Source organism: Flagellimonas alvinocaridis (assembly GCF_965248585.1).
Taxonomy (GTDB): Bacteria; Bacteroidota; Bacteroidia; order Flavobacteriales; family Flavobacteriaceae; genus Flagellimonas; species Flagellimonas alvinocaridis.
This window is the reverse complement of record NZ_OZ252111.1, coordinates 469926-495972: the sequence shown is the minus strand read 5'-3', so window position 1 is coordinate 495972 and position 26047 is coordinate 469926. Positions and strand designations below refer to the sequence as shown.

26 protein-coding genes are annotated in these 26047 nt (G+C 42.9%); 17 read left to right on the top strand and 9 right to left on the bottom strand.

The window, feature by feature from the left end:
* Positions 1–70: 70 nt before the first annotated feature.
* The 13 genes from ACP14V_RS02185 to argH all read left to right on the top strand — a co-directional run bounded on the left by ACP14V_RS02185 (position 71) and on the right by argH (position 13634).
* On the top strand, positions 71–760 hold the full coding sequence (locus tag ACP14V_RS02185) for a glycosyltransferase family 2 protein (protein WP_136565428.1): 690 nt from the start codon (positions 71–73) through the stop codon (positions 758–760).
* 1 nt (position 761) lies between these two features.
* Entirely contained in the window at positions 762–2246 is a 1485-nt protein-coding gene (locus ACP14V_RS02180) for a cellulose synthase family protein (protein WP_136565427.1), read from the top strand.
* Between the two features lie 4 nt (positions 2247–2250).
* Complete coding sequence (gene mptB / locus ACP14V_RS02175; protein WP_272610835.1) at positions 2251–3603, top strand: polyprenol phosphomannose-dependent alpha 1,6 mannosyltransferase MptB; 1353 nt, start codon at positions 2251–2253, stop codon at positions 3601–3603.
* Between the two features lie 221 nt (positions 3604–3824).
* A complete protein-coding gene (locus ACP14V_RS02170) occupies positions 3825–4439 on the top strand; it encodes a GNAT family N-acetyltransferase (protein ID WP_136565425.1) in 615 nt (204 codons plus the stop codon).
* Positions 4440–4515: 76 nt separating this feature from the next.
* Positions 4516–5706 carry an argininosuccinate synthase gene (locus tag ACP14V_RS02165; protein ID WP_272610836.1) on the top strand — a complete coding sequence of 397 codons (1191 nt, stop codon included), beginning with the start codon at positions 4516–4518 and terminating at the stop codon, positions 5704–5706.
* Complete coding sequence (gene argC, locus ACP14V_RS02160; RefSeq protein ID WP_272610837.1) at positions 5699–6673, top strand: N-acetyl-gamma-glutamyl-phosphate reductase; 975 nt, start codon at positions 5699–5701, stop codon at positions 6671–6673. The genes ACP14V_RS02165 and argC overlap by 8 nt, the downstream gene beginning before the upstream one ends.
* Positions 6674–6739: 66 nt before the next feature.
* Positions 6740–7534, top strand: coding sequence for a pyrroline-5-carboxylate reductase (gene proC / locus ACP14V_RS02155; protein ID WP_116217568.1), 795 nt, complete (start codon positions 6740–6742; stop codon positions 7532–7534).
* 84 nt (positions 7535–7618) lie between these two features.
* A complete protein-coding gene (locus tag ACP14V_RS02150) occupies positions 7619–8746 on the top strand; it encodes an aspartate aminotransferase family protein (RefSeq protein ID WP_272610939.1) in 1128 nt (375 codons plus the stop codon).
* Positions 8743–9684 (top strand): acetylornithine carbamoyltransferase, encoded by a 942-nt coding sequence (locus ACP14V_RS02145; protein WP_136565420.1) that lies wholly within the window; start codon positions 8743–8745, stop codon positions 9682–9684. Before ACP14V_RS02150 ends, ACP14V_RS02145 begins: the two co-directional genes overlap by 4 nt.
* Positions 9681–10427: an SDR family NAD(P)-dependent oxidoreductase gene (locus tag ACP14V_RS02140; protein ID WP_272610838.1), complete on the top strand. Its 747-nt coding sequence runs from the start codon at positions 9681–9683 to the stop codon at positions 10425–10427. The genes ACP14V_RS02145 and ACP14V_RS02140 overlap by 4 nt, the downstream gene beginning before the upstream one ends.
* Before the next feature lies 1 nt (position 10428).
* The gene (argB, locus tag ACP14V_RS02135) at positions 10429–11208 is read left to right on the top strand and encodes an acetylglutamate kinase (protein ID WP_136565418.1); all 780 of its coding nucleotides are present in this window, start codon (positions 10429–10431) and stop codon (positions 11206–11208) included.
* Positions 11205–12278, top strand: coding sequence for a M20 family metallo-hydrolase (locus tag ACP14V_RS02130; protein ID WP_272610839.1), 1074 nt, complete (start codon positions 11205–11207; stop codon positions 12276–12278). The genes argB and ACP14V_RS02130 overlap by 4 nt, the downstream gene beginning before the upstream one ends.
* A gap of 75 nt (positions 12279–12353) precedes the next feature.
* Complete coding sequence (gene argH / locus ACP14V_RS02125; RefSeq protein ID WP_272610840.1) at positions 12354–13634, top strand: argininosuccinate lyase; 1281 nt, start codon at positions 12354–12356, stop codon at positions 13632–13634.
* Here the strand turns inward: argH and ACP14V_RS02120 are convergent.
* The 5 genes from ACP14V_RS02120 to ACP14V_RS02100 form a co-directional block, all read right to left on the bottom strand.
* Positions 13631–14074 carry a hypothetical protein gene (locus ACP14V_RS02120; RefSeq protein WP_272610841.1) on the bottom strand — a complete coding sequence of 148 codons (444 nt, stop codon included), beginning with the start codon at positions 14072–14074 and terminating at the stop codon, positions 13631–13633. The genes argH and ACP14V_RS02120 overlap by 4 nt on opposite strands.
* Positions 14075–14077: 3 nt before the next feature.
* A complete protein-coding gene (locus ACP14V_RS02115; RefSeq protein WP_272610842.1) occupies positions 14078–14923 on the bottom strand; it encodes a pseudouridine synthase in 846 nt (281 codons plus the stop codon).
* 62 nt (positions 14924–14985) lie between these two features.
* On the bottom strand, positions 14986–15894 hold the full coding sequence (locus ACP14V_RS02110) for a geranylgeranylglycerol-phosphate geranylgeranyltransferase (protein WP_272610843.1): 909 nt from the start codon (positions 15892–15894) through the stop codon (positions 14986–14988).
* A 9-nt stretch (positions 15895–15903) separates the two neighbouring features.
* The gene (locus ACP14V_RS02105; RefSeq protein WP_272610844.1) at positions 15904–16842 is read right to left on the bottom strand and encodes a mevalonate kinase family protein; all 939 of its coding nucleotides are present in this window, start codon (positions 16840–16842) and stop codon (positions 15904–15906) included.
* Positions 16843–16980: 138 nt separating this feature from the next.
* Positions 16981–18066, bottom strand: a complete 1086-nt coding sequence (locus ACP14V_RS02100) for a diphosphomevalonate/mevalonate 3,5-bisphosphate decarboxylase family protein (RefSeq protein WP_272610845.1) — start codon at positions 18064–18066, stop codon at positions 16981–16983.
* Positions 18067–18156: 90 nt separating this feature from the next.
* On the opposite strand from ACP14V_RS02100, the gene ACP14V_RS02095 reads away from it, so the two are divergent.
* Complete coding sequence (locus tag ACP14V_RS02095) at positions 18157–18633, top strand: TspO/MBR family protein (RefSeq protein ID WP_272610846.1); 477 nt, start codon at positions 18157–18159, stop codon at positions 18631–18633.
* A gap of 92 nt (positions 18634–18725) precedes the next feature.
* Here the strand turns inward: ACP14V_RS02095 and ACP14V_RS02090 are convergent, their stop codons facing one another.
* Complete coding sequence (locus tag ACP14V_RS02090; RefSeq protein WP_272610847.1) at positions 18726–19268, bottom strand: DUF1697 domain-containing protein; 543 nt, start codon at positions 19266–19268, stop codon at positions 18726–18728.
* 56 nt (positions 19269–19324) lie between these two features.
* Between ACP14V_RS02090 and glpK the strand changes: the two genes are divergently transcribed.
* Both glpK and ACP14V_RS02080 read left to right on the top strand, forming a co-directional pair.
* Entirely contained in the window at positions 19325–20821 is a 1497-nt protein-coding gene (gene glpK, locus ACP14V_RS02085) for a glycerol kinase GlpK (RefSeq protein ID WP_272610848.1), read from the top strand.
* A 34-nt stretch (positions 20822–20855) separates the two neighbouring features.
* Entirely contained in the window at positions 20856–21584 is a 729-nt protein-coding gene (locus tag ACP14V_RS02080; RefSeq protein WP_272610849.1) for an MIP/aquaporin family protein, read from the top strand.
* On the opposite strand, the gene ACP14V_RS02075 is transcribed toward ACP14V_RS02080, so the two are convergent.
* Positions 21585–22856, bottom strand: coding sequence for an NAD(P)/FAD-dependent oxidoreductase (locus ACP14V_RS02075; RefSeq protein WP_272610850.1), 1272 nt, complete (start codon positions 22854–22856; stop codon positions 21585–21587).
* The gene (locus tag ACP14V_RS02070; protein ID WP_272610851.1) at positions 22856–23551 is read right to left on the bottom strand and encodes a glycerophosphodiester phosphodiesterase; all 696 of its coding nucleotides are present in this window, start codon (positions 23549–23551) and stop codon (positions 22856–22858) included. The genes ACP14V_RS02075 and ACP14V_RS02070 overlap by 1 nt, the downstream gene beginning before the upstream one ends.
* Positions 23552–23799: 248 nt before the next feature.
* Here ACP14V_RS02070 and ACP14V_RS02065 point away from each other — a divergent pair, with 248 nt between their 5' ends.
* Positions 23800–24219: a hypothetical protein gene (locus ACP14V_RS02065; protein ID WP_272610852.1), complete on the top strand. Its 420-nt coding sequence runs from the start codon at positions 23800–23802 to the stop codon at positions 24217–24219.
* A 49-nt stretch (positions 24220–24268) separates the two neighbouring features.
* Here ACP14V_RS02065 and ACP14V_RS02060 read toward each other — a convergent pair whose 3' ends face one another.
* A complete protein-coding gene (locus tag ACP14V_RS02060) occupies positions 24269–26047 on the bottom strand; it encodes an alpha-amylase family protein (RefSeq protein WP_272610853.1) in 1779 nt (592 codons plus the stop codon).

Genomic DNA, 26047 nt, shown 5'->3' with positions numbered 1-26047 from the left:
CATGTCCATTAAGTCAAAATCGGTGGAATAGTGTAGTTTTGGCAACTTCAAGATAAACCTAAGAATGCCTATGACCAACATCAAGGTAATCATTCCCGCAATCAATGAAGGAGATTCCATAGGCAAAGTGGTTTCCGAATTGCCGAAACATGTTTCTGAAATCATTGTGGTGGACAATGGATCTATCGACAATACCATTCAAAATGCTCAAAAAGCAGGAGCTACCGTAATCACCGAAACCCGCAAAGGATATGGCTCTGCCTGCCTAAAAGGAATAGATTACATATCCAAAGCATCCAAAACACCCAATATCATCGTATTTATTGACGGAGATTACTCAGATTATCCAGAAGAACTGGATAAAGTAATCGCCCCCATCTTGGAGAAGGACATTGATTTTGTGGTCGGCGCACGTAAAAAAGAACTTCGTGAACCAGGATCTATGACACCGCAACAGGTTTTTGGCAATTGGTTGGCCACTTTTTTGATGCGATTATTCTTTAGATCAAGATTTACGGATTTAGGACCTTTTAGGGCCATTAAATATGAAAAGCTCAAAGAATTGGGAATGCAGGACACGACTTACGGGTGGACCGTGGAAATGCAGTTAAAAATATTAAGAAAAAAAATGACATATACCGAAGTACCAGTACGTTATAAACGAAGAATTGGAGTGTCAAAAGTTTCAGGAACGGTAAAAGGTACTATATTTGCAGGCATAAAAATTTTGGGTTGGATCTTTAAATACAGTTTAAAATAACATGGGACTCACTATCGCTCTTATCATCATTGCTATCTACAGTACGGCCCTGATTTTGATATTCTTCTACAGTCTAGCCCAATTAAACCTCTTGATAAACTATCTAGGGTATAAAAAGCGAAACGAGGAAGCCCCAAAATTCAATTTACTAGATCCAAAAGAAATTCCCTTTGTTACCATTCAACTTCCCATTTACAATGAGGAATACGTAATGGAGCGCTTGTTGGACAATATTGCCAAAATAGAATACCCTAAAAGCAAATTGGAAATCCAAGTGTTGGACGACTCTACCGATGACTCTGTAATAGAAACAGCCAGAAGGGTAAAAGAGCTCCAAAAAACAGGTTTGGACATCCAACACATCCGCAGGGAAAACCGAAAAGGCTTTAAGGCCGGTGCCTTGAAAGAAGGTTTGGCTATAGCCAAAGGAGAGTTCATCGCCATTTTTGATGCAGATTTTCTTCCTGAAAGCGATTGGCTCAAAAAGACCGTTCCCTACTTTAAAGACGAGGAAATCGGAGTAGTGCAAACGCGCTGGGGACATATTAATCGTGATTATTCTACCCTGACCCGTATACAAGCCTTTGCTTTGGATGCCCATTTCACCTTAGAGCAAGTGGGAAGAAATTCCAAGGGACATTTCATCAATTTTAACGGTACCGCAGGTATCTGGAGAAAAGAGTGCATCTTGGATGCCGGTAACTGGGAAGGCGACACCTTGACCGAGGATTTGGACCTGAGCTACCGTGCCCAATTGAAAAACTGGAAATTCAAGTATTTGGAAGATGTGGAAACCCCTGCCGAACTTCCCGTAGTAATCAGCGCAGCCCGCTCCCAGCAATTCCGTTGGAACAAAGGTGGTGCCGAAAACTTCAGAAAAACGGTTTGGAGTGTGATCACTGCCAAAAACATTCCCTTTAAAACCAAGTTCCACGGTGTAATGCACCTATTGAACAGTTCTATGTTCCTTTGCGTGTTCATCGTTGCTCTATTGAGCATTCCAATGCTATACATTAAAAATATGTATGGCCATTTGGGATGGATATTTGAAGTGACCAGCTTCTTCATCATCAGTACCATTATCCTATTCATTTGTTACTGGTTCACCTATAAAAGTATACAGGGAAGTAGTTTTGATAATTTTGTGGACTACATCAAGTTGTTCTTTACTTTCTTTTCGGTAGCATTGGGCTTCTCCCTGCATAACACGGTTGCTGTTTTGGAAGGACATTTAGGAAAGCGAAGTGAGTTTGTGCGAACTCCAAAATTCAACATCAACAACCTTACCGATACGTGGAAGGGCAATAAGTATTTGGCCAAGAAACTATCGCCCAACATGATTTTGGAATTTGCCCTGATGGTCTACTTCCTTTTTGGAATGTACAGTGCCATCCCATTGAATGATTACGGACTTTTCCCATTCCATTTGATGTTGTTCCTAGGCTTTGGCTTTGTATTCTTTAAGTCGCTGACATCCAAGGCTTAAATTCATGCGCTCTTACTGGAACCTGCACAAATACCCGATACTCTTTGTTATCGGGAGTATGCTGTTCTACACCAGTTTTGGGTATGATTTAGACCGCACCGACTACATAAAGCTGCTGGCACTGTTTAGTGGACTGTTCTTTTTTTGCTACAAGATTATTCAGTTTGAAAAATGGAACTTTAAGTTCCTTTTGGCGGCGGGAATCCTTTTTAGGTTGATTTTCCTTATCGCAGAACCTAATCTCTCCCAAGATTTTTATCGGTTTATTTGGGATGGGGAGCTCATCAAAAATGGTTTCAACCCCTACTTGTATACGCCGGACCGGCTCATGGAGCAACCCAATCTTTCCATAGCCAATGCTGATGAACTACATGCCGGTATGGGAAGCCTTCATGCCAAACATTATAGCAACTACCCTCCGGTAAACCAATTTTTCTTTGCCCTTGCATCTATTCTGGGTGGTGGTAGTATGCTCGGTGCCGTCATTGCCCTGCGACTGATTATTATCCTTGGTGACTTGGGAGTCCTCTATTTTAGCCGAAAGCTTCTCCAAAAGCTCAACCGCCCCAGCTATATGGCCTTTTGGTATTTCTTAAACCCCTTGGTCATCATCGAACTCACCGGAAACCTGCACTTTGAAGGAACCATGCTGTTCTTCTTTGTTTGGGCAATCTATCTAATCTCAAGCCAAAAATGGTGGCTCGGAGCTCCATTGTATGCCATATCCATAATGGTAAAATTGGTCCCAATTCTCTTCCTACCTATTTTTTTAAAGTATTTGGGATTACAAAAAAGTATTTTCTTCTATGCTTTAACAGGGCTGGGCTGTCTTACTTTGCTCACTCCTTTTTACACTCCATTTTTCATAGACAACTATTCGGATACCATTGGTCTATGGTTCTCCAATTTTGAATTCAATGCCGGAATCTACAATGGCATCAAAAAAATAGCGGTCACTTTTTATGACGCCAAGCCTTGGGAACTCATTGAAGCCTATGGAACATTGGTGATCAAGGTAATGGCCATCGTCATCCTATTATTTGCCTTCTTGCGGAAGAATCAAAGCCTACAAACCCTAATTACTTCAACTCTACTGGTACTCTCGATATATTTTTTCATATCCAGCACAGTTCACCCATGGTATGTTGTGTTCCTTTTGGGAGTCTCCCTTTTAACGGATTACCGCTTCCCCTTGATTTGGTCTTTTGCCGTTGTATTGAGTTATCAGGCTTATTCAAATCCAGATTTCAAGGAAAATATGTGGTGGTTGGCTTTTGAATACATTTTGGTCATAGGCTTTTTTATTTATGAAATGATAAGCAAAGGCCCAAAAAAGTTATATTTCTTTAAAAAATAAATCTGTTCTTAGGTCAATTGGAATTAATTTGTACTTTTAATCCCGAAATGAAAGGACAACAATACATATTACATACATTGAGTATTCCTGCTCCAGTACGTCCATTTTCTCCCCGTCGTCGCCCGTAAGGGTGCATCACGATCTATGGAAATAGGTGAGTCCATTTCCGCAACAACAAACCAACATCTTTCATTAATTTTTTATCAGTTTAAACGCTTGCAATGGAAATTGTAGTTGCTAACGAATCACATTTTAAATACGCACACATCATAAGTGATACCATCACGGAATCTGCCAAGGTACGAGGCACCGGAATTGCCAGAAGAACCCCGGAGTACATTATGAAGCGATTACAGAATGGGAATGCGATTATTGCCCTGGATGGTGATAAATTCGCAGGGTTCTGTTATATAGAAGTATGGGGCAACAAGGACTTTGTGGCCAACTCTGGATTAATTGTACATCCAGATTACCGAAACCAAGGATTGGCCAAGGAAATAAAAAAGGCCATTTTTGACCTCTCCCGAAAAAAATTCCCCGACGCAAAAATATTTGGCATCACCACAGGTTTGGCCGTAATGAAAATGAATTACGAACTAGGCTATAAACCTGTTACATTTTCTGAACTCACCGACGACCCCGAATTCTGGAAAGGCTGTCAGACCTGTAAGAATTTTGATATCCTTACCCGCACAGAACAAAAAATGTGTCTGTGCACCGGTATGCTTTACGATCCCAATTCCAAAAAGCCAGTAACCAAAAAGTGGAACGAGAAAGCCTTTCAAAGACTGAAAAAAATTAAGGAAGCCCTTTTTTTAAAAAAGAAGCAAAAATAAATGTCAGTTCGAACGCAGTCGAGAACGGTAAACTTTCCACTGCCTTCGTAACATAAATTAATAGAAGAAATACAACATGAAAAAATTAGTTTTGGCCTATAGCGGTGGATTGGACACCTCATATTGTGCAAAATATCTTTCACAGGACCAAGGTTTTGAAGTACACGCCGTAAGTGTGAACACGGGAGGCTTCAGCAAGGAAGAAATCAAGGAAATCGAGGAGAAGGCGCTGGCCCTTGGTGCAAGTTCCTACACCTCCATCAACGCCATTGCCACATTTTATGAAAAAGTGGTCAAGTACCTTATCTTCGGAAATGTCCTTAAGAACAATACCTATCCCCTTTCGGTAAGCGCGGAACGGATTGTACAGGCCATCGAAATTGTAAACCATGCCAAAAAAATAGGGGCACAGTACATTGCCCATGGTAGTACCGGTGCCGGAAACGACCAAGTACGGTTTGATATGATCTTTCAAATTTTGGCCCCTGAAATTGAAATCATCACCCCGATCAGGGACAAAAAATTGGCCCGGGAAGAGGAAATCAACTACCTACAACAAAATGGTATTGATTATTCTTGGGAAAAAGCAAAATATTCCATCAACCGAGGTTTATGGGGAACCTCTGTGGGTGGTGAAGAAACCCTGACATCCCATTCGGCCCTGCCCGGAAGTGCCTACCCAAGCCAATTGGAAAAAGAGCTTCCCAAAGAACTAAAATTGACCTTCTATAAAGGAGAGCTTGTAGCCTTGGATGGGGAAAAGGACACTCCCGTAGCCAACATTGAAAAGTTATCGGCCATTGCATCCAAATATGCCATTGGCAGGGATATCCACGTTGGTGATACCATTATCGGCATCAAGGGTCGGGTCGGTTTTGAGGCTGCCGCACCTCTCATCATCATTAAAGCGCACCATCTTTTGGAAAAACACACCTTGAGCAAATGGCAGCAGTACCAAAAAGAGCAATTGGGCAATTTTTATGGCATGTTGTTGCATGAAGGAAACTATTTGGATGAAGTGATGCGAAACATTGAAGCGTTCTTGGCGGATACCCAAAAACATGTTTCTGGCGACGTTTTTATTACGCTTCACCCCTACCGATTTGAACTCAATGGAATTGCTTCGGACCATGACCTCATGAACGCTTCTTTTGGAAGTTATGGTGAAATGAACAAGGGCTGGACGGCTGATGATGCCAAAGGATTCATTAAAATTTTATCCAATTCCGGTAAAATTGCGAACCACGTAAACCAGAACAATGATTAAAGCAGGCATCATAGGCGGGTCCGGATACACTGGCGGGGAACTTATCCGAATCCTATTGCACCATCCCCAAGCCGAAATTGACTTTGTGTTCAGCACCACTAGGGCTGGAAAACCCATTACCTCGGCCCATCAAGATCTTTTGGGATTGACAGATTTGGCCTTTACCGGCGAGGTGAATCCAAATGTGGATGTGGTTTTTCTATGCCTTGGACATGGCAATTCCACCTCTTTTTTACAGGAGAACACCTTTTCAAAAGACACCAAGATCATAGACCTCAGCAACGACTTCAGATTAAAAGCCGATGCCCATTTTAATGGAAAAGAGTTTGTATATGGACTTCCCGAACTGAACAAGGAGGCCATAATATCCGCTGACGCCATTGCCAATCCCGGATGTTTTGCCACCGCAATCCAATTGGGATTATTACCCTTGGCCAAAGCAGGACTGTTGAAAAACGAAGTGCACATCAATGCCGTAACGGGGAGTACCGGTGCAGGGGTCGGGCTATCGTCCACCTCCCATTTTAGCTGGAGAAACAACAATGTATCCTGGTACAAACCCTTTTCTCACCAACATTTGGGAGAAATTGGGGAAAGCCTGGACTCGTATGGAAATCCTGTGGGCAAACTCTTGTTCTTGCCAAACCGTGGAAACTTCACAAGGGGAATATTGGCCACGGCCTATACTGCCTTTGACGGAAGTTTAGAGGACGCAAAAGCCTTGTTCAAAGAATTTTATACAGGCGCGGTTTTCACGCATGTTTCCGATGAACCCATCCACCTAAAGCAAGTGGTGAATACCAATCAGTGTCATATCCACCTGCACCAGCATGAGGATTTGATCTTGATCACCTCTGCCATCGACAATTTATTGAAAGGTGCGTCTGGTCAGGCAGTGCAGAATATGAACCTGATGTTCGGTTTCCCTGAGACCGAAGGTCTATTGTTAAAAGCGGGAGTGTTTTAAAAATAATTTTGGTCGAGCTGTCATATCGAGCACAGTCGAGATGCGAGACCCCTTAATTAAGAAAAAATGAAAATAGCCATCATAGGAACAGGAAATTTGGGATTGTCCATTGCCAAGGGCATTTTGCACAGTAATGGGGCCACCACCATGTACCTCACCAAAAGAAACACCAAATCCATCCAGGAATTTGAAAAGTACGGAAACGTTACAGTGACTTCGGATAACCAAGAAGCGGTAAAAAATTCCGACATCTTGATTTTTGCCGTGCAGCCCGGGCATTTTGCTACCATTCTAAAGGATGTCAAGGACCTGCTCTCAGAAAAACATGTGGTGATCAGCACCATTACAGGATTTAGCATTCCAAAAATTGAAGAAATCATAGGTGCTGACAAATTCATCATCCGCAGCATGCCCAACACAGCCATTTCCGTAGGCAAGTCCATGACCTGTATCTGCAGTAACGAATTGGGCAAAAAACGTGTTGATTTGGCCAAGGCCATCTTTAACCGTATGGGGCACACCATGCAAATCCCCGAAGAACAAATGCAGGCCGCAACCGTAATCTGCGCCAGTGGTATTGCCTTTTGGATGCGTTTGATACGTGCCACAACCCAAGGGGCCATTCAATTGGGGTTTGATGCCAAAGAAGCGCAGGAACTGGCCATGCATACTTGTAACGGTGCCGCAAGCCTTTTGATCGAGTCCGGAAGCCACCCCGAAGAGGAAATAGATAGGGTAACCACCCCCAAAGGCTGTACTATTGAAGGCTTGAATGAAATGGAACACCAAGGATTGAGTTCTTCCTTGATTCGCGGAATTGTGAGCTCATATGAGAAGATAAGCCAAATTAAAAAAGGATAAAACAATATGAGGTCGAGCGTAGTATTGACCTTCAACCATAAAAACCACCTCTCGGCTCGGTTCGAGATGACCAGTAAAAAGATTATGAAATTATTTGACGTATATCCTCTTTATGATGTTACCCCCGTATTTGCCAAAGGCATTGAGGTATGGGATGATAAAGGGCAAAAATATTTGGATTTTTACGGAGGTCATGCCGTAATCTCCATTGGGCACACCCATCCACATTATGTGGCGAAAATCAAGGACCAACTTGATAAGATGGCGTTTTACAGCAATTCCGTGCAAAACCCACTTCAAGAGGAGCTCGCAGAAAAATTGGGAAAATTATCCGATTGCACCGATTATGACCTGTTCATGTGCAATTCGGGGGCCGAAGCCAATGAAAATGCACTGAAAATGGCCTCTTTTCATACCGGAAAGGCAAAAGTGATTTCCTTTAAGAACAGTTTTCACGGCAGGACCTCGGCGGCGGTGGCCGCTACGGACAACCCTAGCATCAATGCACCCATTAACCAGCAACAGGAAGTGACCTTTCTTCCCTTGAATGATTTTGAGGCCTTTGAAAAGGTCATCACTTCCGATGCCTATTGTGCTGTAATCTTGGAAGCCATTCAAGGTGTGGGCGGATTGGATGAACCTTCCACGGAATTCTATCAGTTCATCGCCAAAAAATGTAAGGAGAACAACGTGGTTCTTATTGCGGATGAGGTACAATCCGGGTATGGCCGAAGTGGGAAGTTCTTCGCCTTTCAACACCACAATATTCAACCCGATATCATAACCATTGCCAAAGGCATGGGGAATGGCTTTCCTGTGGGCGGTGTGCTGCTTCATGAAACCTTTAAGCCTTCATATGGACTTTTAGGCACCACTTTTGGTGGAAACCACTTGGCCTGCGCGGCCTGTTTGGCGGTCTTGGATGTGGTTGACAATGAAAATTTGATTGCCAACGCAGCTAGCTTGGGCGCTTATTTTAAGGAAAAAGCCGCAGAAATTCCCCAAATTAAAAACGTAAAAGGCCGAGGGCTGATGATAGGTTTGGAATTTGATTTTGAAGTGGCCGATTTGCGCAAAAAACTAATCTATGATGAACATATTTTCACTGGTAGCGCCAAAAACAAGAAACTGCTTCGGTTTTTGCCGGCATTGAACATTACCAAAGAGCACATCGACCTATTTTTTGAAGCCCTAAAAACCGCACTCAAATGAAACACTATCTCTCCATAAACGATATTGATTCCCTCCCCGTATGGGTAGATGAAGCAATTACCTTAAAAAAAGACCCTTATCAATTTAAAGAACTGGGCAAACAAAAAACCATTTGCCTGCTTTTTTTCAACAATAGCCTTAGAACGAGGTTAAGTACCCAAAAAGCGGCCATACATTTGGGAATGGAAGTAATGATCATGAACTTTGGCAGTGAGGGTTGGGCCTTGGAATTTGGAGATGGCACCCTTATGGACCAAGGTACTTCAGAACATATCAAGGAAGCAGCCCGTGTGGTTTCCGAATACTGCGATATTATTGCCATTAGGGCCTTTGCCGGGCTGAAGGACAAAGCCAAGGACGAGGCCGAAGAAGTGCTGAACGGTTTTGCCAAATATGCCTCCATTCCGGTAGTGAACATGGAAAGCTCAGTGGGTCATCCACTTCAGGCTTTTGCAGATGCCATTACCATCGCAGAGCACGGTACAAAATCAAAGCCCAAAGTGGTCTTGTCATGGGCACCACACCCAAAAGCATTGCCCCATGCAGTGGCCAATTCGTTTGTTGAAATGATGAAACTACAGGATGCGGAATTTGTAATAACCCATCCGGAAGGATATGAGCTCAACCATGAGATCACAAAAGGATGTAAAATTGAGTACAATCAAAAAAAAGCCTTGGAAAATGCTGATTTCGTCTACGTAAAAAATTGGAGCAGTTATACGGATTATGGAAAGGTATTGAGCAAGGATCTTGATTGGACCATGACCCAAGAAAAATTGGGAAAAGCTAAATTCATGCATTGTCTACCCGTAAGGCGCAATATAGTTGTTGAGGATGCCGTATTGGATGGCAATCAATCTTTGGTGTTGGATCAGGCAAATAACAGGGTCTTTTCAGCACAACTCGTACTAAAGAAGTTATTGGAGGATATAAAATGAAATTAAAGGACAAGGTATGTATAGTAACTGGAGCCACCAGTGGCATGGGAAAAGCCATTGCTAAGGCTTTCTCATCTGAAGGGGCTCAACTAGTCCTGTCCGGACGAAACAAGGAAGCTGGCCGTTCACTCGAAAAGGAGCTCGGCAAAGCTGTGTTCTTGGCAGGCGACATTACCGACCCATCCTATAACGAACAATTGGTGTCCACAGCAATGGACCGCTTTGGGAAATTGGACACGCTTTCCCTAAACGCCGGTATCCTAGGCCTTGGAAATGTAATGGAGCTTCCCATTTCTGAATGGCACCAAACCATCAACACCAATTTGAGTTCAATTTTTTACCTATCCAAATATGCGCTGCCCCATTTGCAAAATAACGAACAGGGCCATATTTTGATCAACGCATCCATAGCAGCATTCAAGAGTTTTCCCAACCACCCAGCCTATTGTGCTTCAAAGGCAGCAGCCTTGGCATTGATGAAGCAAATGGCCGTGGACTATGCCCCAAAAGTAAGGGTAAACGCTATTTGTCCGGGTCCAGTGGACACCCCTTTGCTATGGGATTCCGCAAAAGCTTTCAACAACCCGGAGACGGCTGTGGAAAAGGCAAAGGAAGCCACTTTGTTAAAACGGTTAGGAACTCCTGAAGATATAGCAAAACTTGCACTTTTTATGGTCTCGGAAGACAGCTCATGGATTACCGGCACCGCAATAACCATAGATGGAGGAATTTTAAATGTATAATATGAAACAGACACTTTCCATAATAAAAGTAGGAAGCAATCTGATTGAGGACGAGAAAGGGTTTTACCGTATTTTGGAGCTTTTTTCCAAAATGCCGGGCAATAAGATTATGGTCCATGGTGGTGGCAAAAAGGCCACCGAGATGAGTAAAAAGCTTGGTGTTGAGACCAAAATGATAAATGGTCGGCGAATCACCGATGCGGAGAGCTTGGATATTGCCATTATGGTATATGGCGGCTTGGTCAGCAAGAAAATGGTAGCGCAATTACAAGCTTTTGGCACCAATGCCATTGGAATGAGCGGTGCGGATGCCAATGCCATAAAAGCCCATAAAAGACCCATTAAGAAAGTGGATTTTGGTTATGTGGGCGATGTGGATATGGTTAATTCCTATGGTATCTTTAAATTATTGCAGTCTGGTTTTACCCCCATCTTTTGTGCATTGACACACGACGGTAAAGGACAATTGCTCAACACCAATGCCGATACGATTGCTGCGGAATTGGCCATTGCAATGTCTGACCAATTTGACACCACCCTGTACTACTGCTTCGAAAAGAAAGGGGTGCTTCAGGATGTAGAGGATGAAAACTCCGTGATTCAACATATAGACACCAAGGCCTATGACGAGCTGTTGGCCTACGGTATTATTTCTGACGGAATGCTTCCCAAAATGCACAATTGCTTTTATGCCTTAAGAAATCAAGTATCCAAAGTTTGTATTGGTGATGTCAGCATGCTTGAAAAAGGCAATTCAAATTTTACCACATTAACGCTATGAAAATACCCCAAGACCAATTGACCCAAAAAGCCATTGAGCTTTTAAAACAGCTCATTTCCATTCCTTCATTTTCAGGAGAGGAAGATAAAACAGGTGATGCCATTGCTGCATTTCTCACAGGATTTGGGATAGATGTCCACAGACAATACAACAACATCTATGCATTCAACAGACATTTTGATGAATCCAAACCCACTTTACTGCTAAACTCGCACCATGACACGGTAAAGCCCAACAACGCCTATACCAAAGACCCGTTTCACCCCCATATTGAGGATGGAAAACTGTATGGTCTGGGTAGCAACGATGCCGGAGGATGCTTGGTATCCCTCCTTGCTACCTTCGTCCATTTTTACGAAATAGAGGGGATGAGTCACAATATTATTATGGCGGCAACTGCAGAAGAAGAGGATGCCGGGGAAAAAAGCATTCGTTCCCTACTGCCCATCCTTCCAAAAATTGATGTAGCTGTGGTAGGTGAGCCCACCTTGATGGATTTGGCCATTGCGGAAAAAGGACTCGTCGTTTTTGATGCTGTGGTCAAGGGAACCCCGTCGCACGCTGCACATCCGAATGATAACAATGCCATTTACAATACCATACAAGTTTTGGAATGGTTTAAAAATTGCACTTTTGATAAAGTTTCCGAAGCTTTGGGAGAAGTCAAACTCACTGTAACCCAAATCAACGCAGGAAAGCAGCATAATGTGGTCCCTTCACAAGTAGATATGGTAGTGGATGTTCGGGTAAACGATTGCTATTCCAATCAAGAAATTGCGGACATTCTACAAAAAGAAGCGCCTTGCGAAATGACTCCACGTTCCCTGCGTTTGAACTCATCCTCCATTGACCCTGAACACGCTTTGGTAAAAAGTGGTTTGGCATTGGGCAGGGGCACTTATGGCTCCCCGACCTTATCCGATCAAGCGGCCTTGAGCTGCCAATCGGTAAAATTGGGGCCTGGGGACAGCACCCGTTCCCATTCGGCCGATGAATTTATATATGTAAATGAGATTGAGGAAGGAATCGCTTTATATATAAAAATATTAGAAGGTTTTCTAAAAAAATAAAACACAAGTACAAGTTTCAAACACAAAAAAAACTGTACTTGAACTTGATTGACAATTGAACTTGAATTATTCACTATGAAACTCTGGGACAAAGGTTTTAGTACCGATAAGAAAATAGATCACTTTACCGTAGGCAACGACCGTGAATTGGATTTGGTTTTGGCCAAATACGATGTAATGGCTTCAACCGCACATGCCAAAATGCTGGGAAAAGTGGGATTGATTACCGAAACGGAAACCAAGGATTTGGTAAAAGCTTTGGGAAACATCGCCAAGGATATAGAAAAAGGGAAATTTACCATTGAGGGTGATTTTGAGGACATGCACTCGAAAATCGAGTTTTTGTTGACCGAAAAATTGGGGGATACCGGAAAAAAAATCCATACGGCCCGATCTAGGAACGATCAAGTCCTGGTGGCCATGCAATTGTATCTCAAGGATGAATTGGATGCTATCAAGGCTCTGGTAAAAACACTTTTTGACCTATTGCTGAAACTTGCGGAGCAACACAAAAATGTATTGTTACCAGGATATACACATTTGCAAATTGCCATGCCCTCTTCCTTTGGGCTATGGTTTTCTGCCTATGCCGAAAGTTTGGTGGATGACCTTTATTTTATAGACGCCGCCAATAAGGTTGCCGATCAAAATCCATTGGGAAGTGCTGCTGGTTATGGCAGCTCTTTTCCCATAGATAGAAGTTTCACTACTACCGAAATGGGCTTTGAAACCCTAAAATACAATGTGGTTGCCGCCCAAATGGGGCGGGGAAAAGTAGAAAAGGCCACAGCTTTTGGAATTTCGAGTGTAGCTGCCACCCTTTCCAAAATGGCCATGGATATCTGTTTGTACATGAGCCAGAATTTTGATTTTATCTCCTTCCCCAATGAGTTGACCACGGGAAGCAGCATTATGCCCCACAAGAAAAACCCAGATGTGTTTGAATTGATTCGGGCCAAATGCAACAAGATTCAGGCGGTACCCAACCAATTGATCCTCATCATGAACAATTTGCCCAGTGGCTATCACCGGGATCTTCAATTGGTGAAGGAGGTAATTGTTCCTGCTTTACAGGATATGCAGGCCTGTTTGGAGATGATGGTGTTCAGTCTAAAGGAAATTAAGGTGAACGCAAATATTTTGGACGATCCCAAATATGATTATCTCTTTAGCGTGGACACTTTGAACGAGCTGGTAAAAAGCGGAATGCCGTTCCGGGATGCCTACAAGACCATGGGTAAGGCCATTGAGAATGGTAATTTTAAGCCTAAAAAGGATATTGAACACTCCCACGAGGGTAGTTTGGGGAATCTATGTCTGGAAGAAATCCGAGCCAAAATGGACAAAATTGTCTAATTGGTTTTATGTTTTATTGTGGATGTTAAAATATTTGCGAAATATAACGTTTGACCCACAATGAATCCCAACAATACCAGAAACCACGCATAATCAATACGCTTTAGCAAAGCTAGGCTTTCAAAGTTAGGTTCAGGGGAAATTAGGTTGGCAAGGGATATCATCAAAAAAGGCAAAAGACTCAATACAAAGTGTGCCCAATGCATCCATTGAAACACCGTTATTTTTAACCTAAAAAGAATCCAATAGCCCAATCCGCAAAGGCCAAACCACAAACCCGTCAAGACGAACAGGTCGGCATGGGCCATGACAAAATAGGTGTCATGGACATTAATGTCAACATATGAGTTTCCGAAGAAAAACTTGAAAACGGCCGCAAGTGAAAAAAAGCAAAGTGATAACAACCAAAAACGAGTATGATAGAGCTTTGCTTTTTCCAAATCTTATTTTATGTTTCTAAGATTAATGATTTCCTGCTCGGTCAAATGCCTCCAATGGCCCCGGGGCAAATCCTTTTTGGTAAGTCCGGCAAATATAACCCGGTCCAATTTGGTCACCTCATAGCCCAAATGCTCAAAAATACGGCGCACAATACGGTTTCTTCCGCTATGGATTTCCACCCCTATTTCTCGTTTGGGTGCTCCTTGGATAAAACTGATGCTGTCCACATCAATAGGCCCATCTTCCAGTTCCAAGCCTTCCTCAATCTTATGCAAATCGGATAAACTCAGGTTTTGATCCAAATGCACATGGTATATTTTACGTACTCCGTGTTTTGGGTGGGTGAGCTTTTTGGTAAGATCCCCATCATTGGTAAAGAGTAAAAGTCCAGTCGTGTTACGATCCAATCTCCCCACGGGCAATAGCCTGGCTTTGGAAGCGCTTGAAATCAACTCCATTACGGTTCGTCTTCCCTTTTCGTCACTGGTGGTGGTAATAAAGTTTTTGGGTTTATTCAAAAGGATGTATTCTTTCTTCTCGAGGCTCAATCGCTTTCCATCGAAACGGACCTCATCAGAGCGCTTTACCTTATAGCCCATTTCAGTGACCACCTTTCCGTTCACGGATACGTTACCGGCAGCAATGTAAGTGTCGGCCTCCCTACGGGAGCAGATGCCTGCATTGGCAATATAGCGGTTCAACCGAATCTCATCCGGGTTGGATTTTTTCTGTGGTGTATTTCCTTTTTCACGGGTGTTGTACTTTTTGGCAAAGGGCTTACGGTTGTTTCCTCCCCTGTTGCCGCCTTTTGGATTTCTCCTGTTCCCGTTATTGTCCGATCTCGTCATCAGTCATCAATTTTTTGCAAATGTAGTGTTTTTACCTCCCGAAAAACCTCTAGGGCAAACAATTACAGGATTCGGTTCAGTACCAAGTCCACATCAATCAGAAGAATGCTAAAGACACCTGCTACAATGATAAACTTCAGGATGTTATGGAGCCAAACATAGTCCCGTTTTCCTTGCGATTTCCACAAAAGCACCAAAAACAGCAAAAGCAAGGCAATACAGGCCACAAAGTAGAGGTACATATAGCCCACATCAAAGGTCTTAATCAGTAAAAGTGCAGGGACCAGTGTTAGGACGATGAGCAGACCGATAAGAAATTTGGAAACCTTTGGACCATAAATAATGGGAATGGTCTTATAGTTCTGTGCCATGTCCCCAGCCATATTCTCCAAATCCTTGATCATTTCCCGGGCCAAAATCAAGAGAAATAAAAATAAAGCGTGCACAAAGATCACGGTCTTAAAGTTCTGATAGTAAACAAATACCACAAAGAAGGGCGCAATGGCCAAGGTTGCCGAAACCAGGTTGCCCAAAAAGGGAATGCGTTTCAATTTGTGGGAATAGAACCAGATACCAAAAATGTAGGCCGAAAAAAACAACACGGCCTTAAACGAAATATAACTTGCCGCGAACACCGCCAAAAAATTCAGGATAAAATAAGTCGTCAGCTTAAACCGTTGGCTAACCAACCTGTCCAACATACTTTTGGTGGGTTTGTTGATCAGGTCCTTTTCGGCATCATAAAAATTATTGATGATATATCCACTTGCAATGACCAAGGCAGAAGCCGTAACGATCAAAAAAAGATTAAGATCAAGCACCACCTGACGAAGCGGGACATCTGGTGAAAGTATGTAGATGGAGGCCAGATACTGGGCCAAGGTGATCACCAAAATGTTATATCCGCGCACCACAGAAAACAGACTCAACAGCTTAAAAAGCAAGAGTTTGTTCTTTCGACTGAGTAACATGGGACGATTTTAGAAGTTGTACACCACCTCTAAATTGTAGTCTTTGAGTGCTTTTTTGGCCTTCTCTAAATCTTGGGTAAAGCCCAAAATGTATCCTCCGCCCCCAGAACCACACAATTTCAGGTAGTAATCGTTGGTTTCAATACCTTGCTTCCAAAGTTGATGGAATTTGGAGGGAATCATAGGTTTAAAGTGGTCAAATACCACATGGGACAGTTGCTTCAGGTTTCCAAAAAGCGATTTGATGTTCCCATTCAAAAAGTCCTCCACACAGGCATCGGTATGTTTTACAAATTGGTTCTTGACCATATTTCTAAACCCTTCCTGCTTCATCTTCTCCATAAAAATCTGGACCATTGGTGCAGTCTCTCCAGTGATTCCGCTATCCAAAAGGAATACGGCGCCTTTTCCATTGGTATGTTGGGAAGGTATGCTGGTAGATTCTATATTATCCTTGGAATTGATAAGGATGGGAAGGCTCAAATAGCTGTTCAGGGGGTCTAAACCAGAAGATTTTCCGTGGAAAAATGATTCCATCTTTCCAAAAATCTCTTTCAACTTCAGCAATTTGTCCCGGGTCAGGTTTTCAAGCACCGTGATTTTGTCCTTCGCATATTTATCGTAAATGGCTGCCACTAAGGCACCACTACTGCCAATCCCATAACCTTGGGGAATAGAGCTGTCAAAGTACATTCCGCTGGCTATATCCTCTTCCAAAGCTTTTAAATCAAAAGACACCAAATCTTCCTCCTGATTTTGGAGCTGCTTTAAATATCCCGCAAAAGCCTTTAGACTTTCATTGGATTTCTGGGCTTGTCCAGACAAATCCTTACCCCTTTTTAAAGCTCCCTTGAAAAAATTATAAGGAATGGAAAGTCCTTTGGAATCTTTGATGATGCCATACTCTCCGAAAAGTAGAATCTTGGAATAAAACAGAGGGCCTTTCATATACTAGCGCTAAGATACAAACTATGTGTTTGATTATTAAACTAATCCGATGAACAAAACTGTTTTCTCTTCAAAATCTTGTGTCACCGTCAAAATTTGGGGCAAAGAACGCAAAAAAACGGCTTCCTTGAGTTTGTTTTACCGTATTTTTCGTGCTCCTTGGCCAATTCGGTCGCAAATGTAGTGGCCTTTCTCACAATGTTCAATCAATTCATCCTGAATAAATTGGATGGCTTTTTCCTTGACCGACTCTGGGTAGAACACATGCACATTGGCCCCTGCATCCAAGGTGAAGCAAATGGGAATATGGGTTTGCATTCGGTAGGCCCAAATCTTGTTGATAATCTCCAAAGTATCCGGTTTCATTAAAATGAAATAGGGCATACTGGTCATCATCATGGCATGTAGGGTAAGCGCCTCACTTTCCACAATCTTGATGAATTCCTCCACATCTCCATGGGCAAATACCGGCTTTAGCGCATCCAAATTTTCATGGGCTTGCCGAAACCTATTTTCGGCAAAAGGATGTCCATGCATCAATTCGTGCCCCACGGTGCTGCTCACTTGTTTTTGCCCTTTATGGACCAATAAAATGGTATCGTGATAATTTTTGAATACCGGATTGACTTCAAACGGGTATTTGATCCCGTACAGATTGGAGCTTTCGGGTATGTTTTTATGTGTTCCCCATTGAATCAAATCACCCTCAATACTCCTACAGGCGCTTCCCGAACCCAAACGGGCCAAAAAGGATGCTTTTTTATTGAAAAAGACCTCGTCCATATCAGGGTTCATTTGCTTTTCAATGTCCATGATACACAAGGACAATGCGGCCATACCGCTTGCCGAGGAAGCAATTCCACTACTGTGAGGAAAGGAATTGGAGGTTTCAATAACCAAATGGTATTCCTTTAAAAAAGGAACATACGCATCGATACGTTCCAAAAAGGTTTGGATCTTGGGTTTAAAATCTTCCTTGGGTTTCCCCTCAAAAAAGAAGTCGAAAGAAAATGTATTGGAGCTTTCCTCTTTTTTCCCGAATGCCATCGAAGTGGTCGTGGCACAGGCATCCAACGTAAAACTGATGGATGGGTTGGCCGGTATCTGATGGGCCAGTTTCCCCCAATATTTCACCAAGGCGATATTGCTGGGGGCCTTCCATGTGACCTTGCCCTCCTTTGGAAAATGGGAATAGGTGTTTTGGGAAAAGTCGTTTTCGGTCATGGGAAATGTTTGGACAAATATAAGATAGCATGCCTCTTACCGGAAAGGGGATTCAAATAAATTCTTATTTTAGTTGATGTAGTGCCAGCCATGAAAAAAAGAATCATTTACATTTCCATCAGTGTCGCCGTGTGTCTTCTCATAGGTTTCCTTTCGGGTTTTGCAACCCAAAGTTCTGTTAATGAATGGTATACCACTCTGAACAAGCCTTCCTTTACCCCGCCTAATGAGCTTTTTGCCCCGGTCTGGACCGTGCTTTATGTGTTGATGGGTGTTGCGGCCGGGGTGGTCTGGTCCAAGGGATATCACCATATTTGGGTGAAAACGGCCCTTTATCATTTTGTCTTTCAATTGCTTTTCAACGCTTTGTGGAGCATTGTCTTTTTTGGATTGAAGAATCCACTATTGGCCCTTTTGGTGATTTTGGTGCTGCTCACCCTGATCATGTTGACCATTAAATGGTTCAAGGTGGTAAGTAAACCTGCCGCTATTTTAATGGTCCCCTATCTATTATGGGTTTGTTTTGCCGCTGTCCTCAACTATAAGATATGGGAGCTTAACCCTTAAATACAAGTTCAAGTTCAAAAGCAAGCTCAAGTTCAAACATAAGTTCAAGGGCAAGTTCAAGTTCAATACCATTTGCGGGCAATATTGGTCGACTACTTTTTTTGGACCATATCCAGCAACTTTTGCATGGTTCTCAAATTGCGGGTAGTGGCTTCCACTTTGAGTTTTTGCTCTACCAGATTATTACTGAGTTTGGCGTTTCCATATCCCTTTTTGCATAGTAGATAGACACAGGCATCCGTGATGTGAAAATCTTCTTGTTCAAAATTGAGTTTATTGAATTCATTTATGGCATTCTTCCCTGGAGGTTCCTTGAGCAATACATAATATAATTTATTGTCCTCATCATTTTGGCCAAACGGATTTTTATTCAATATTTCTTTGATATCCTCCTCCAATACCACCAAAATGGGCACTTCAAAGCCAAAATCATCCGAAATGGCCTTATGGATACGACTTTCAAGCACTCGCTTGTTTGACTCCTCATCCCTAAAAACCACATTCCCGCTCTGAATGTAGGTTTCCACATTGTTCAATCCTGTTTTTACCAAGGTTTTCTTTAGGTCTGCCATTTTTATCTTCTTTTGTCCCCCAACATTGATTCCCCTTAGAAGTGCTATATAGTTATGCATCATAGTAAAAAGCTACCCAAATTAATTTTAGTAAATTCAATCGCGTTAAATTAACTAAAATGAACCAATACATCCTTGCTTTAGATCAAGGCACTACCAGTTCCAGGGCCGTGATCTTTGATCAAAAGGGAACTATTATCTCTGTGGCCCAGAAAGAATTCACCCAAATTTTTCCTAAACCGGGTTGGGTAGAACACGACCCCAATGAGATATGGGCTACCCAAGCAGGAATGGCCGCCGAAGCGGTCAGCAAAAAAGGATTGAAAGGGGAACAAATGGCCGCTATTGGCATCACTAACCAGCGTGAGACCGTAGTGGTTTGGGACCGAAACACCGGGGAACCTGTCTACAATGCCATCGTCTGGCAGGACAAGCGTACGGCCGACTATTGCGATGTCTTAAAAAAACAAGGGAAATCAGACTTGATCCGTAAAAAAACAGGTTTAGTTATTGACTCTTATTTTTCGGGAACCAAGGTAAAATGGATATTGGACCATGTGGAAGGCGCCCGGGAAAAAGCCGAGGCCGGTGATTTGATCATGGGCACTATAGATACCTGGCTCATCTGGAAAATGACAGAGGGCAAGTTGCATATCACGGATGTCACCAATGCCTCACGCACCCTTATCTTTAATATAAACACCATGCAATGGGACGATGAGCTGTTGGAGTTGCTCACCATTCCAAAAAGCATGCTTCCCAAAGTACATCAATCCAGTGAGGTCTATGGCTTTACCAGTCCTAATTTCTTTGCCTCCAAAATCCCCATTGCGGGAATTGCCGGAGACCAACAAGCAGCTCTCTTTGGCCAAATGTGTACTAAAAAAGGCATGGTCAAGAACACCTATGGCACGGGTTGTTTTATGCTCATGAACATTGGGGAGACCCCTGTAGTATCCAAAAATAATCTATTGACCACGGTGGCATGGAAAATCAACGGAAAGACCCAATATGCCCTGGAAGGGAGCATTTTTATTGCCGGGGCTGTGGTACAATGGCTTCGGGACAGTTTAAAGATCATTAAAACCTCCTCGGAAGTTGAACAACTGGCAGGGGGTGTCAATAGTTCGGATGGGGTCTATTTTGTTCCCGCCTTTGCAGGTTTGGGGGCGCCGCATTGGAACCAACATGCACAAGGCACCATTTTTGGATTGACACGAGGAAGTACCGATGCCCATATTGCAAGAGCCTCTTTAGAATCCATTGCTTATCAAACCATGGATATTTTAAAAGCCATGGAGGCTGATTCAGGCATTTCCATCAAAGAGCTTCGGGTGGATGGCGGTGCAACCATAAACGATATGCTTATGCAATTTCAGGCCGATGTATTGAACACGGTTACCGTTAGACCGAAAATTGTGGAAACCACAGTCATGGGTGCCGCTTATCTAGCTGGATTGGCCGTTGGGTACTGGAAAAGCACCTCAGAGATACAGGATATTTGGCAAGCCGATGTTCATTTTAAACCCACATCGGACAGAGAAACCATAGATCAAGGTATACAAGGATGGTACAGGGCTATAAAAGCTTTGGAACATTGGACAGAAAACCCATAAATTAACCCACTGTAAACACTAAACCTAAATCCGTATGACTCCCTTTATCGCCGAAATTGTGGGCACCTTTCTTTTGATTCTCTTGGGGTGTGGTGTCAATGCCAACGTCTCTCTACAAAAAACCTACGGAAATGGCTCTGGTTGGATTGTGATCACCACTGGATGGGCCTTTGCGGTTTATACCGGGGTCGTGGTAGCCGGCCCCTACAGCGGTGCCCATCTTAACCCCGCTGTTACCATTGGGTTGGCCGTGGCAGGGGAATTTCCAGTTGATGCCATTTTAAGCTATATTTTGGCGCAGTTCATAGGCGCCATTTTGGGTGCCTTTTTGGTGTGGCTCATTAATAAAGACCATTTTGATGCCACTGAGGACGGGAACGCAAAGCGTGCGGTCTTTTGCAATGCTCCCGCTATTCCAAATACCTTCTTAAATCTGTTGACCGAAATCTTGGGCACTTTTGTCCTTGTATTTGCGGTGCTTTATTTTACCGATGCCGTGATGTCTTCTGACAACACCATCATTGGTCTGGGTTCCTTGGGCGCCTTACCTGTAGCATTGATCGTGTGGGGGATTGGGTTGTCCTTGGGAGGTACTACAGGCTATGCCATCAATCCGGCACGGGATATGGGGCCTAGAATCATTCATGCTTTGGTACCCATAAAAAATAAGGGTTCCAACGGGTGGGACTATTCTTGGATTCCAGTGATAGGCCCTATTCTGGGAGCGGCATTGGCTGCTGCTATCGCTATGCTCTTGCAGTAATTAATCCGATGATGCAATTGCCTGTGCGGCCAAGTAGGCCCCTGTCCATGCATTTTGAAAGTTGAATCCACCGGTAATGGCATCCACGTTGATAATTTCTCCGGCAAAATAGAGATTGGGAATGATTTTACTTTCGAATGTCCTAAAATCGATTTCTTTTAAATCCACCCCTCCAGCGGTGACAAATTCCTCTTTAAAAGTGCTTTTTCCATCAACCTTAAAGGAGGATGCGGTAAGCTGTTTTGCCAAGTCTTGAAGTTTCTCTTTGGTCAGGTCTGCCCATTTTTCTTCTTTTTTAATATGTGCCGCATGAACCAGTTTTGCCCAAAGTCGTCTTGGAAGTTCAACGGCATGGGTTCTCAAAACCGTCTTTTTGGGTTCTACTTCTTTAATTTTTCGGAGTAAGCCTTCCATGGAAGCTGTTGTATATTCAGGTGTCCAATTGATGTTCACTCGAAATACATAATTATATTCATTCAAAATATTGGCTCCCCAAGCAGACAATTTTAGGATTGCCGGTCCACTTAACCCCCAATGTGTAATCAATAAGGGGCCTTCGGACTGTAAAACGGGTTCTTCCTTCTTTGCACTTTTTAAATTGAGGTCAACTTTATTGGAAGCGAAAATTTTCTTGGGAGGGATTTCAGCAGAAACATAGGTGCTTATGCCTTGTATTCCATTAATGCGCTCATCATTGATGTTGAACGTGAACAAAGAGGGTACGGGTGTAACAATAGTATGTCCCAACGTTTGAAGTTGTTGCCAAATTTTGGTGTTGCTCCCTGTGGCCAGGAGCAGTTTTTTGGCATGATAATGTTTATTCATGGTGGTTACCTGCCATTCCTCCCCAATTTTTTCAAATTGTTTTACGGAGCTGTTCCGCAAAATCGTGATGCCCAATCGTTCGGCTTCGCCTACAAGACAATCTATTATGGATTGTGAAGAATCGCTTTGGGGGAATACGCGTCCATCCTCTTCAATCTTGAGCGGCACCCCACGTTCCTCAAAAAATGCCATGACATCCATGGGGGCGTAATTGTGGAACGGTCCCAATAGCTCTCTCTCACCACGGGGATAGTTGGTACAAAGATCGCGTGGCGAAAACTCACCATGGGTTACATTGCACCGACCGCCCCCTGAAACTTTTACTTTGGACAATACGCTCTTGCCCCGTTCAAAAATGGCAATCTTTAAATGGGAAGCCTTTTCGGCAATGTGGATTCCGGCATAAAACCCGGCAGCACCACCTCCAACGATGATCACATCAAACATCAATGCGCTCGTTCAGGATAATTGGTAATGATTCCGTCTACCCCAAAATCTTTCATTCGTTGAATATCTTCAGGTTCGTTGACTGTCCACGTATAGACCTTCAATCCTTCTTCCTGCATTTTTTGCACGTTTTCAGCAGTCAATGTGGTATATCTGGGATTGATGGCCACTGCATTCAATTCTTTAGCTACCATAATTGCCTCCAGTGGGTCTTCTGCCGTTAGTACCGCAATCTTGATATCCTTGTTTAGTTTTCGCATTTCCCTTAGTTCGTCCCAATCGAAACTGGAAATAACAATATTATCTGGTGACCAGCCCTTGTTTTCAATAAAACTTTTTGTGATGAAGTTAACCTGGTCAGACGTTCCCGCACCCTTCAATTCAATATTTAATCCCACTTGGTTATCAATAAGATTCAACACATCCTCTAGCAACGGAATCTTGTGTCCTCCATCCAAAACAAGTTCCTGCATGTCAGTTAAAATATATGCTTCTATTTCACCTTCCCCATTCGTTAATCTATCCACTGTATCATCATGAAATACCACAGTTTCGCCACTTTTAATCTGGAATACATCTATTTCAATCATATCCACACCCATATCCAGTGCCTTTTGTACAGACGCCAATGTGTTTTCGGTTTCGCGCCCCATGGCCCCTCTATGGCCAATGACCAATGGTTTTAAATCTTTCATTCCACAGCTGTTAAATAAGAAAGTGACAATCGATGCCCAAAGTAGGTTTTTCTTCATTTTTTGATTTTTAAGACAGTTAAAAATACAACTTGAAAATTGAATTTGGGAGCTAAATGGGAAAATGAAATATTTACGGACCATATGGCTTAAAAAAGAGATATTCATTTTATAACACATTGATTTTTATCGATTTGTTAAATTTTATTTAATACATTTATCATATTGATAACCAATAAAAAACTATGAACATGTTTTCTAAATCTAATTTGTTGGCCACCTTGGTTGCCGCTATTGCCATGTTTTTTCTGGGATACCTCATTTGGGGTATTGCCACTGTAGACTTTTTTACAGAACACACCATTGTCAACGCCATGAAAGAGGTTCCCGATTTGGGAATCATAGCCTTAGCGAATCTTATTGCCTCCTTTATCCTTAGTACCCTGTACAGCAAATGGGCCAGAGGCCATCATTCTTTGGGTCAAGGATTTGAGTTCGGGGCCTGGATTGGGGCTCTAATTGGATTGGGAATGGGACTTATTACTTATGCCACCGTAAGTTGGATGGACATTACCGCTCATTTGGTCGAAGCCATAATCGACATTATTTTTTACGGTATCATAGGGGCCATCATTGCACTGATCTACAAAAAAACAGCTGCAAAGGAGTAAGGCAACTAACCAACCTAAGCTCGGGCGGATTGCTTTGCAATCCGCTTTTTTATTGTTCCAATCTAAAAATATTGGATTCTAAAGGTTTCAACTCTACCCAAACCTTTCCTTGCCCATTCTCTACTGATAGGGTTGGTTCCACTTTTCCATATAATGCTTCGGAAAGGCCATACGCTTTATCCTTCAATTGCCATTTGGCAATGATATCTCCCGGAACCTTAAGCTCAAAGGCATAGCTTTTTTGGGTATCGAAATTGGAAATGACCAGCAGTTTTTCCTCATCGGTCCACCTTGCAAAGGAAAGGACCCTATGATCATAGTTCTCGGTACGTTCTTTATTATAAAAATGAGTTTCTTGGTAATCGCCCATCAAGGCCTCACTTTGTTTGGTAAAATTTAAAAGACGGGCATAAAAATCCCGTAGGTCTTTTTCTTCTTGTGACAATTGACCTCCATCAAATGCTTTATTGTTCATCCAACGTTGATGGTGGGGCACTCCAATGTAATCGAAAATGGAGGTTCGTGTAGGACTTCCAAAACCAGCATCCTCAGCGGCTGGCTCACCCACTTCCTGTCCAAAATAAATCATGACAGGAGAGGTACTTATGGTTGCCGAGACCACCATCGCTGGTTTTCCAAGTTCCGCTTTGCCTGCAAAATCTGGGCTGGCAATCCTTTGCTCATCATGGTTTTCCAGAAAATGGAGCATATGGTGCTCAATGTCCAACACTTTTTGCTGCACTACGGGAATATGGTCTGTCCAACCATACCCTTTCATAATATGCTTTAAACCATCATAAAAATCCACTTTATCGTAGAGATAATCCATTTTTCCCAAATGGATATAGCCCCTATACAGGTCAGGATTGTACACTTCCGCCATTAAAAAAGCGTCTGGCTTCTTCATTTTGATGTTGGAATTCAGGTAGCTCCAAAACTCCACCGGCACCATTTCGGCCATGTCGTAGCGAAACCCATCCACTCCAAAATCTAACCAATACAGCACAATATCCCTAAATTTTATCCAAGAATCGGGCACAGTTTTATCACTCCAAAATTGAAAGTGTTCTTTGTAGCCCTTGCTCCTGAAGTCCCCCGGCAACTCATCAAAATCCTTGGTTCCATCCGGACGCACCCCATAATTGATTTTCACCGTTTCATACCAATCGTTGAAATGGGGTTGGGCCATTCGGGAGCCATTTCCTGTCCATTTTGCTGGATTTTCCTCAAGCTTTTGATTTGACCCTGGAAAGTTTCTCCCTCCCAAAGGTATATAGCCATGCTCCCAATGTGGCAATTGAAAGGGTTGACCAGGGATGTAGTAAAAATTATTGTCAACATCGTATTCCTTCATAACATCGTCACGGTCGCCCAAGTCCACCACTCCTTCGGGGTTGTTGGTTCCTTCATATTTGCGGGCCACATGGTTGGGAACTATGTCAATAATCACCTTCATCCCCAATTTATGGGTCCTCTGGATAAGTTCCTTGAATTCATCGAGTCGTCTGGAAGGGTCCAAGGCCAAATCGGGATTTACATTGTAGTAGTCCTTCACGGCGTAAGGTGAACCTGCACGTCCCTTGACTACATTGTAATCGTTATTGGAAATGCCATAGGCAGTATAATCATTGACCAATGCATGGTGTAGCACTCCGGTATACCAGACATGGGTGACCCCTAAAGCTTTAATTTCCCCCAAAGCTTTTTCAGTAAAATCCGCGAACTTCCCCACTCCATTTTCCTGAATGGTACCCCAAGGAATGTTATGGGCATTTGTGTTTCCAAAAAGTCGGGTAAAGACTTGATAGACTACTGCTTTTTTCTTCAT

What these genes read in the sequence shown, in the direction of transcription:
- glpK (WP_272610848.1), top strand. Translation starts at nt 19,325, where the DNA reads ATGAACCAATACATCCTTGCTTTAGATCAAGGCACTACCAGTTCCAGG.
- ACP14V_RS02115 (WP_272610842.1), bottom strand. Translation starts at nt 14,923, where the DNA reads ATGACGAGATCGGACAATAACGGGAACAGGAGAAATCCAAAAGGCGGC.
- ACP14V_RS02070 (WP_272610851.1), bottom strand. Translation starts at nt 23,551, where the DNA reads ATGAAAGATTTAAAACCATTGGTCATTGGCCATAGAGGGGCCATGGGG.
- ACP14V_RS02095 (WP_272610846.1), top strand. Translation starts at nt 18,157, where the DNA reads ATGAAAAAAAGAATCATTTACATTTCCATCAGTGTCGCCGTGTGTCTT.
- argH (WP_272610840.1), top strand. Translation starts at nt 12,354, where the DNA reads ATGAAACTCTGGGACAAAGGTTTTAGTACCGATAAGAAAATAGATCAC.
- ACP14V_RS02185 (WP_136565428.1), top strand. Translation starts at nt 71, where the DNA reads ATGACCAACATCAAGGTAATCATTCCCGCAATCAATGAAGGAGATTCC.
- ACP14V_RS02075 (WP_272610850.1), bottom strand. Translation starts at nt 22,856, where the DNA reads ATGTTTGATGTGATCATCGTTGGAGGTGGTGCTGCCGGGTTTTATGCC.
- ACP14V_RS02080 (WP_272610849.1), top strand. Translation starts at nt 20,856, where the DNA reads ATGACTCCCTTTATCGCCGAAATTGTGGGCACCTTTCTTTTGATTCTC.
- ACP14V_RS02170 (WP_136565425.1), top strand. Translation starts at nt 3,825, where the DNA reads ATGGAAATTGTAGTTGCTAACGAATCACATTTTAAATACGCACACATC.
- ACP14V_RS02090 (WP_272610847.1), bottom strand. Translation starts at nt 19,268, where the DNA reads ATGATGCATAACTATATAGCACTTCTAAGGGGAATCAATGTTGGGGGA.
- ACP14V_RS02150 (WP_272610939.1), top strand. Translation starts at nt 7,619, where the DNA reads ATGAAATTATTTGACGTATATCCTCTTTATGATGTTACCCCCGTATTT.
- ACP14V_RS02100 (WP_272610845.1), bottom strand. Translation starts at nt 18,066, where the DNA reads ATGACCGAAAACGACTTTTCCCAAAACACCTATTCCCATTTTCCAAAG.
- ACP14V_RS02105 (WP_272610844.1), bottom strand. Translation starts at nt 16,842, where the DNA reads ATGAAAGGCCCTCTGTTTTATTCCAAGATTCTACTTTTCGGAGAGTAT.
- argC (WP_272610837.1), top strand. Translation starts at nt 5,699, where the DNA reads ATGATTAAAGCAGGCATCATAGGCGGGTCCGGATACACTGGCGGGGAA.
- ACP14V_RS02140 (WP_272610838.1), top strand. Translation starts at nt 9,681, where the DNA reads ATGAAATTAAAGGACAAGGTATGTATAGTAACTGGAGCCACCAGTGGC.
- ACP14V_RS02165 (WP_272610836.1), top strand. Translation starts at nt 4,516, where the DNA reads ATGAAAAAATTAGTTTTGGCCTATAGCGGTGGATTGGACACCTCATAT.
- ACP14V_RS02130 (WP_272610839.1), top strand. Translation starts at nt 11,205, where the DNA reads ATGAAAATACCCCAAGACCAATTGACCCAAAAAGCCATTGAGCTTTTA.
- proC (WP_116217568.1), top strand. Translation starts at nt 6,740, where the DNA reads ATGAAAATAGCCATCATAGGAACAGGAAATTTGGGATTGTCCATTGCC.
- mptB (WP_272610835.1), top strand. Translation starts at nt 2,251, where the DNA reads ATGCGCTCTTACTGGAACCTGCACAAATACCCGATACTCTTTGTTATC.
- ACP14V_RS02110 (WP_272610843.1), bottom strand. Translation starts at nt 15,894, where the DNA reads ATGTTACTCAGTCGAAAGAACAAACTCTTGCTTTTTAAGCTGTTGAGT.
- ACP14V_RS02180 (WP_136565427.1), top strand. Translation starts at nt 762, where the DNA reads ATGGGACTCACTATCGCTCTTATCATCATTGCTATCTACAGTACGGCC.
- ACP14V_RS02145 (WP_136565420.1), top strand. Translation starts at nt 8,743, where the DNA reads ATGAAACACTATCTCTCCATAAACGATATTGATTCCCTCCCCGTATGG.
- ACP14V_RS02060 (WP_272610853.1), bottom strand. Translation starts at nt 26,047, where the DNA reads ATGAAGAAAAAAGCAGTAGTCTATCAAGTCTTTACCCGACTTTTTGGA.
- ACP14V_RS02065 (WP_272610852.1), top strand. Translation starts at nt 23,800, where the DNA reads ATGTTTTCTAAATCTAATTTGTTGGCCACCTTGGTTGCCGCTATTGCC.
- argB (WP_136565418.1), top strand. Translation starts at nt 10,429, where the DNA reads ATGAAACAGACACTTTCCATAATAAAAGTAGGAAGCAATCTGATTGAG.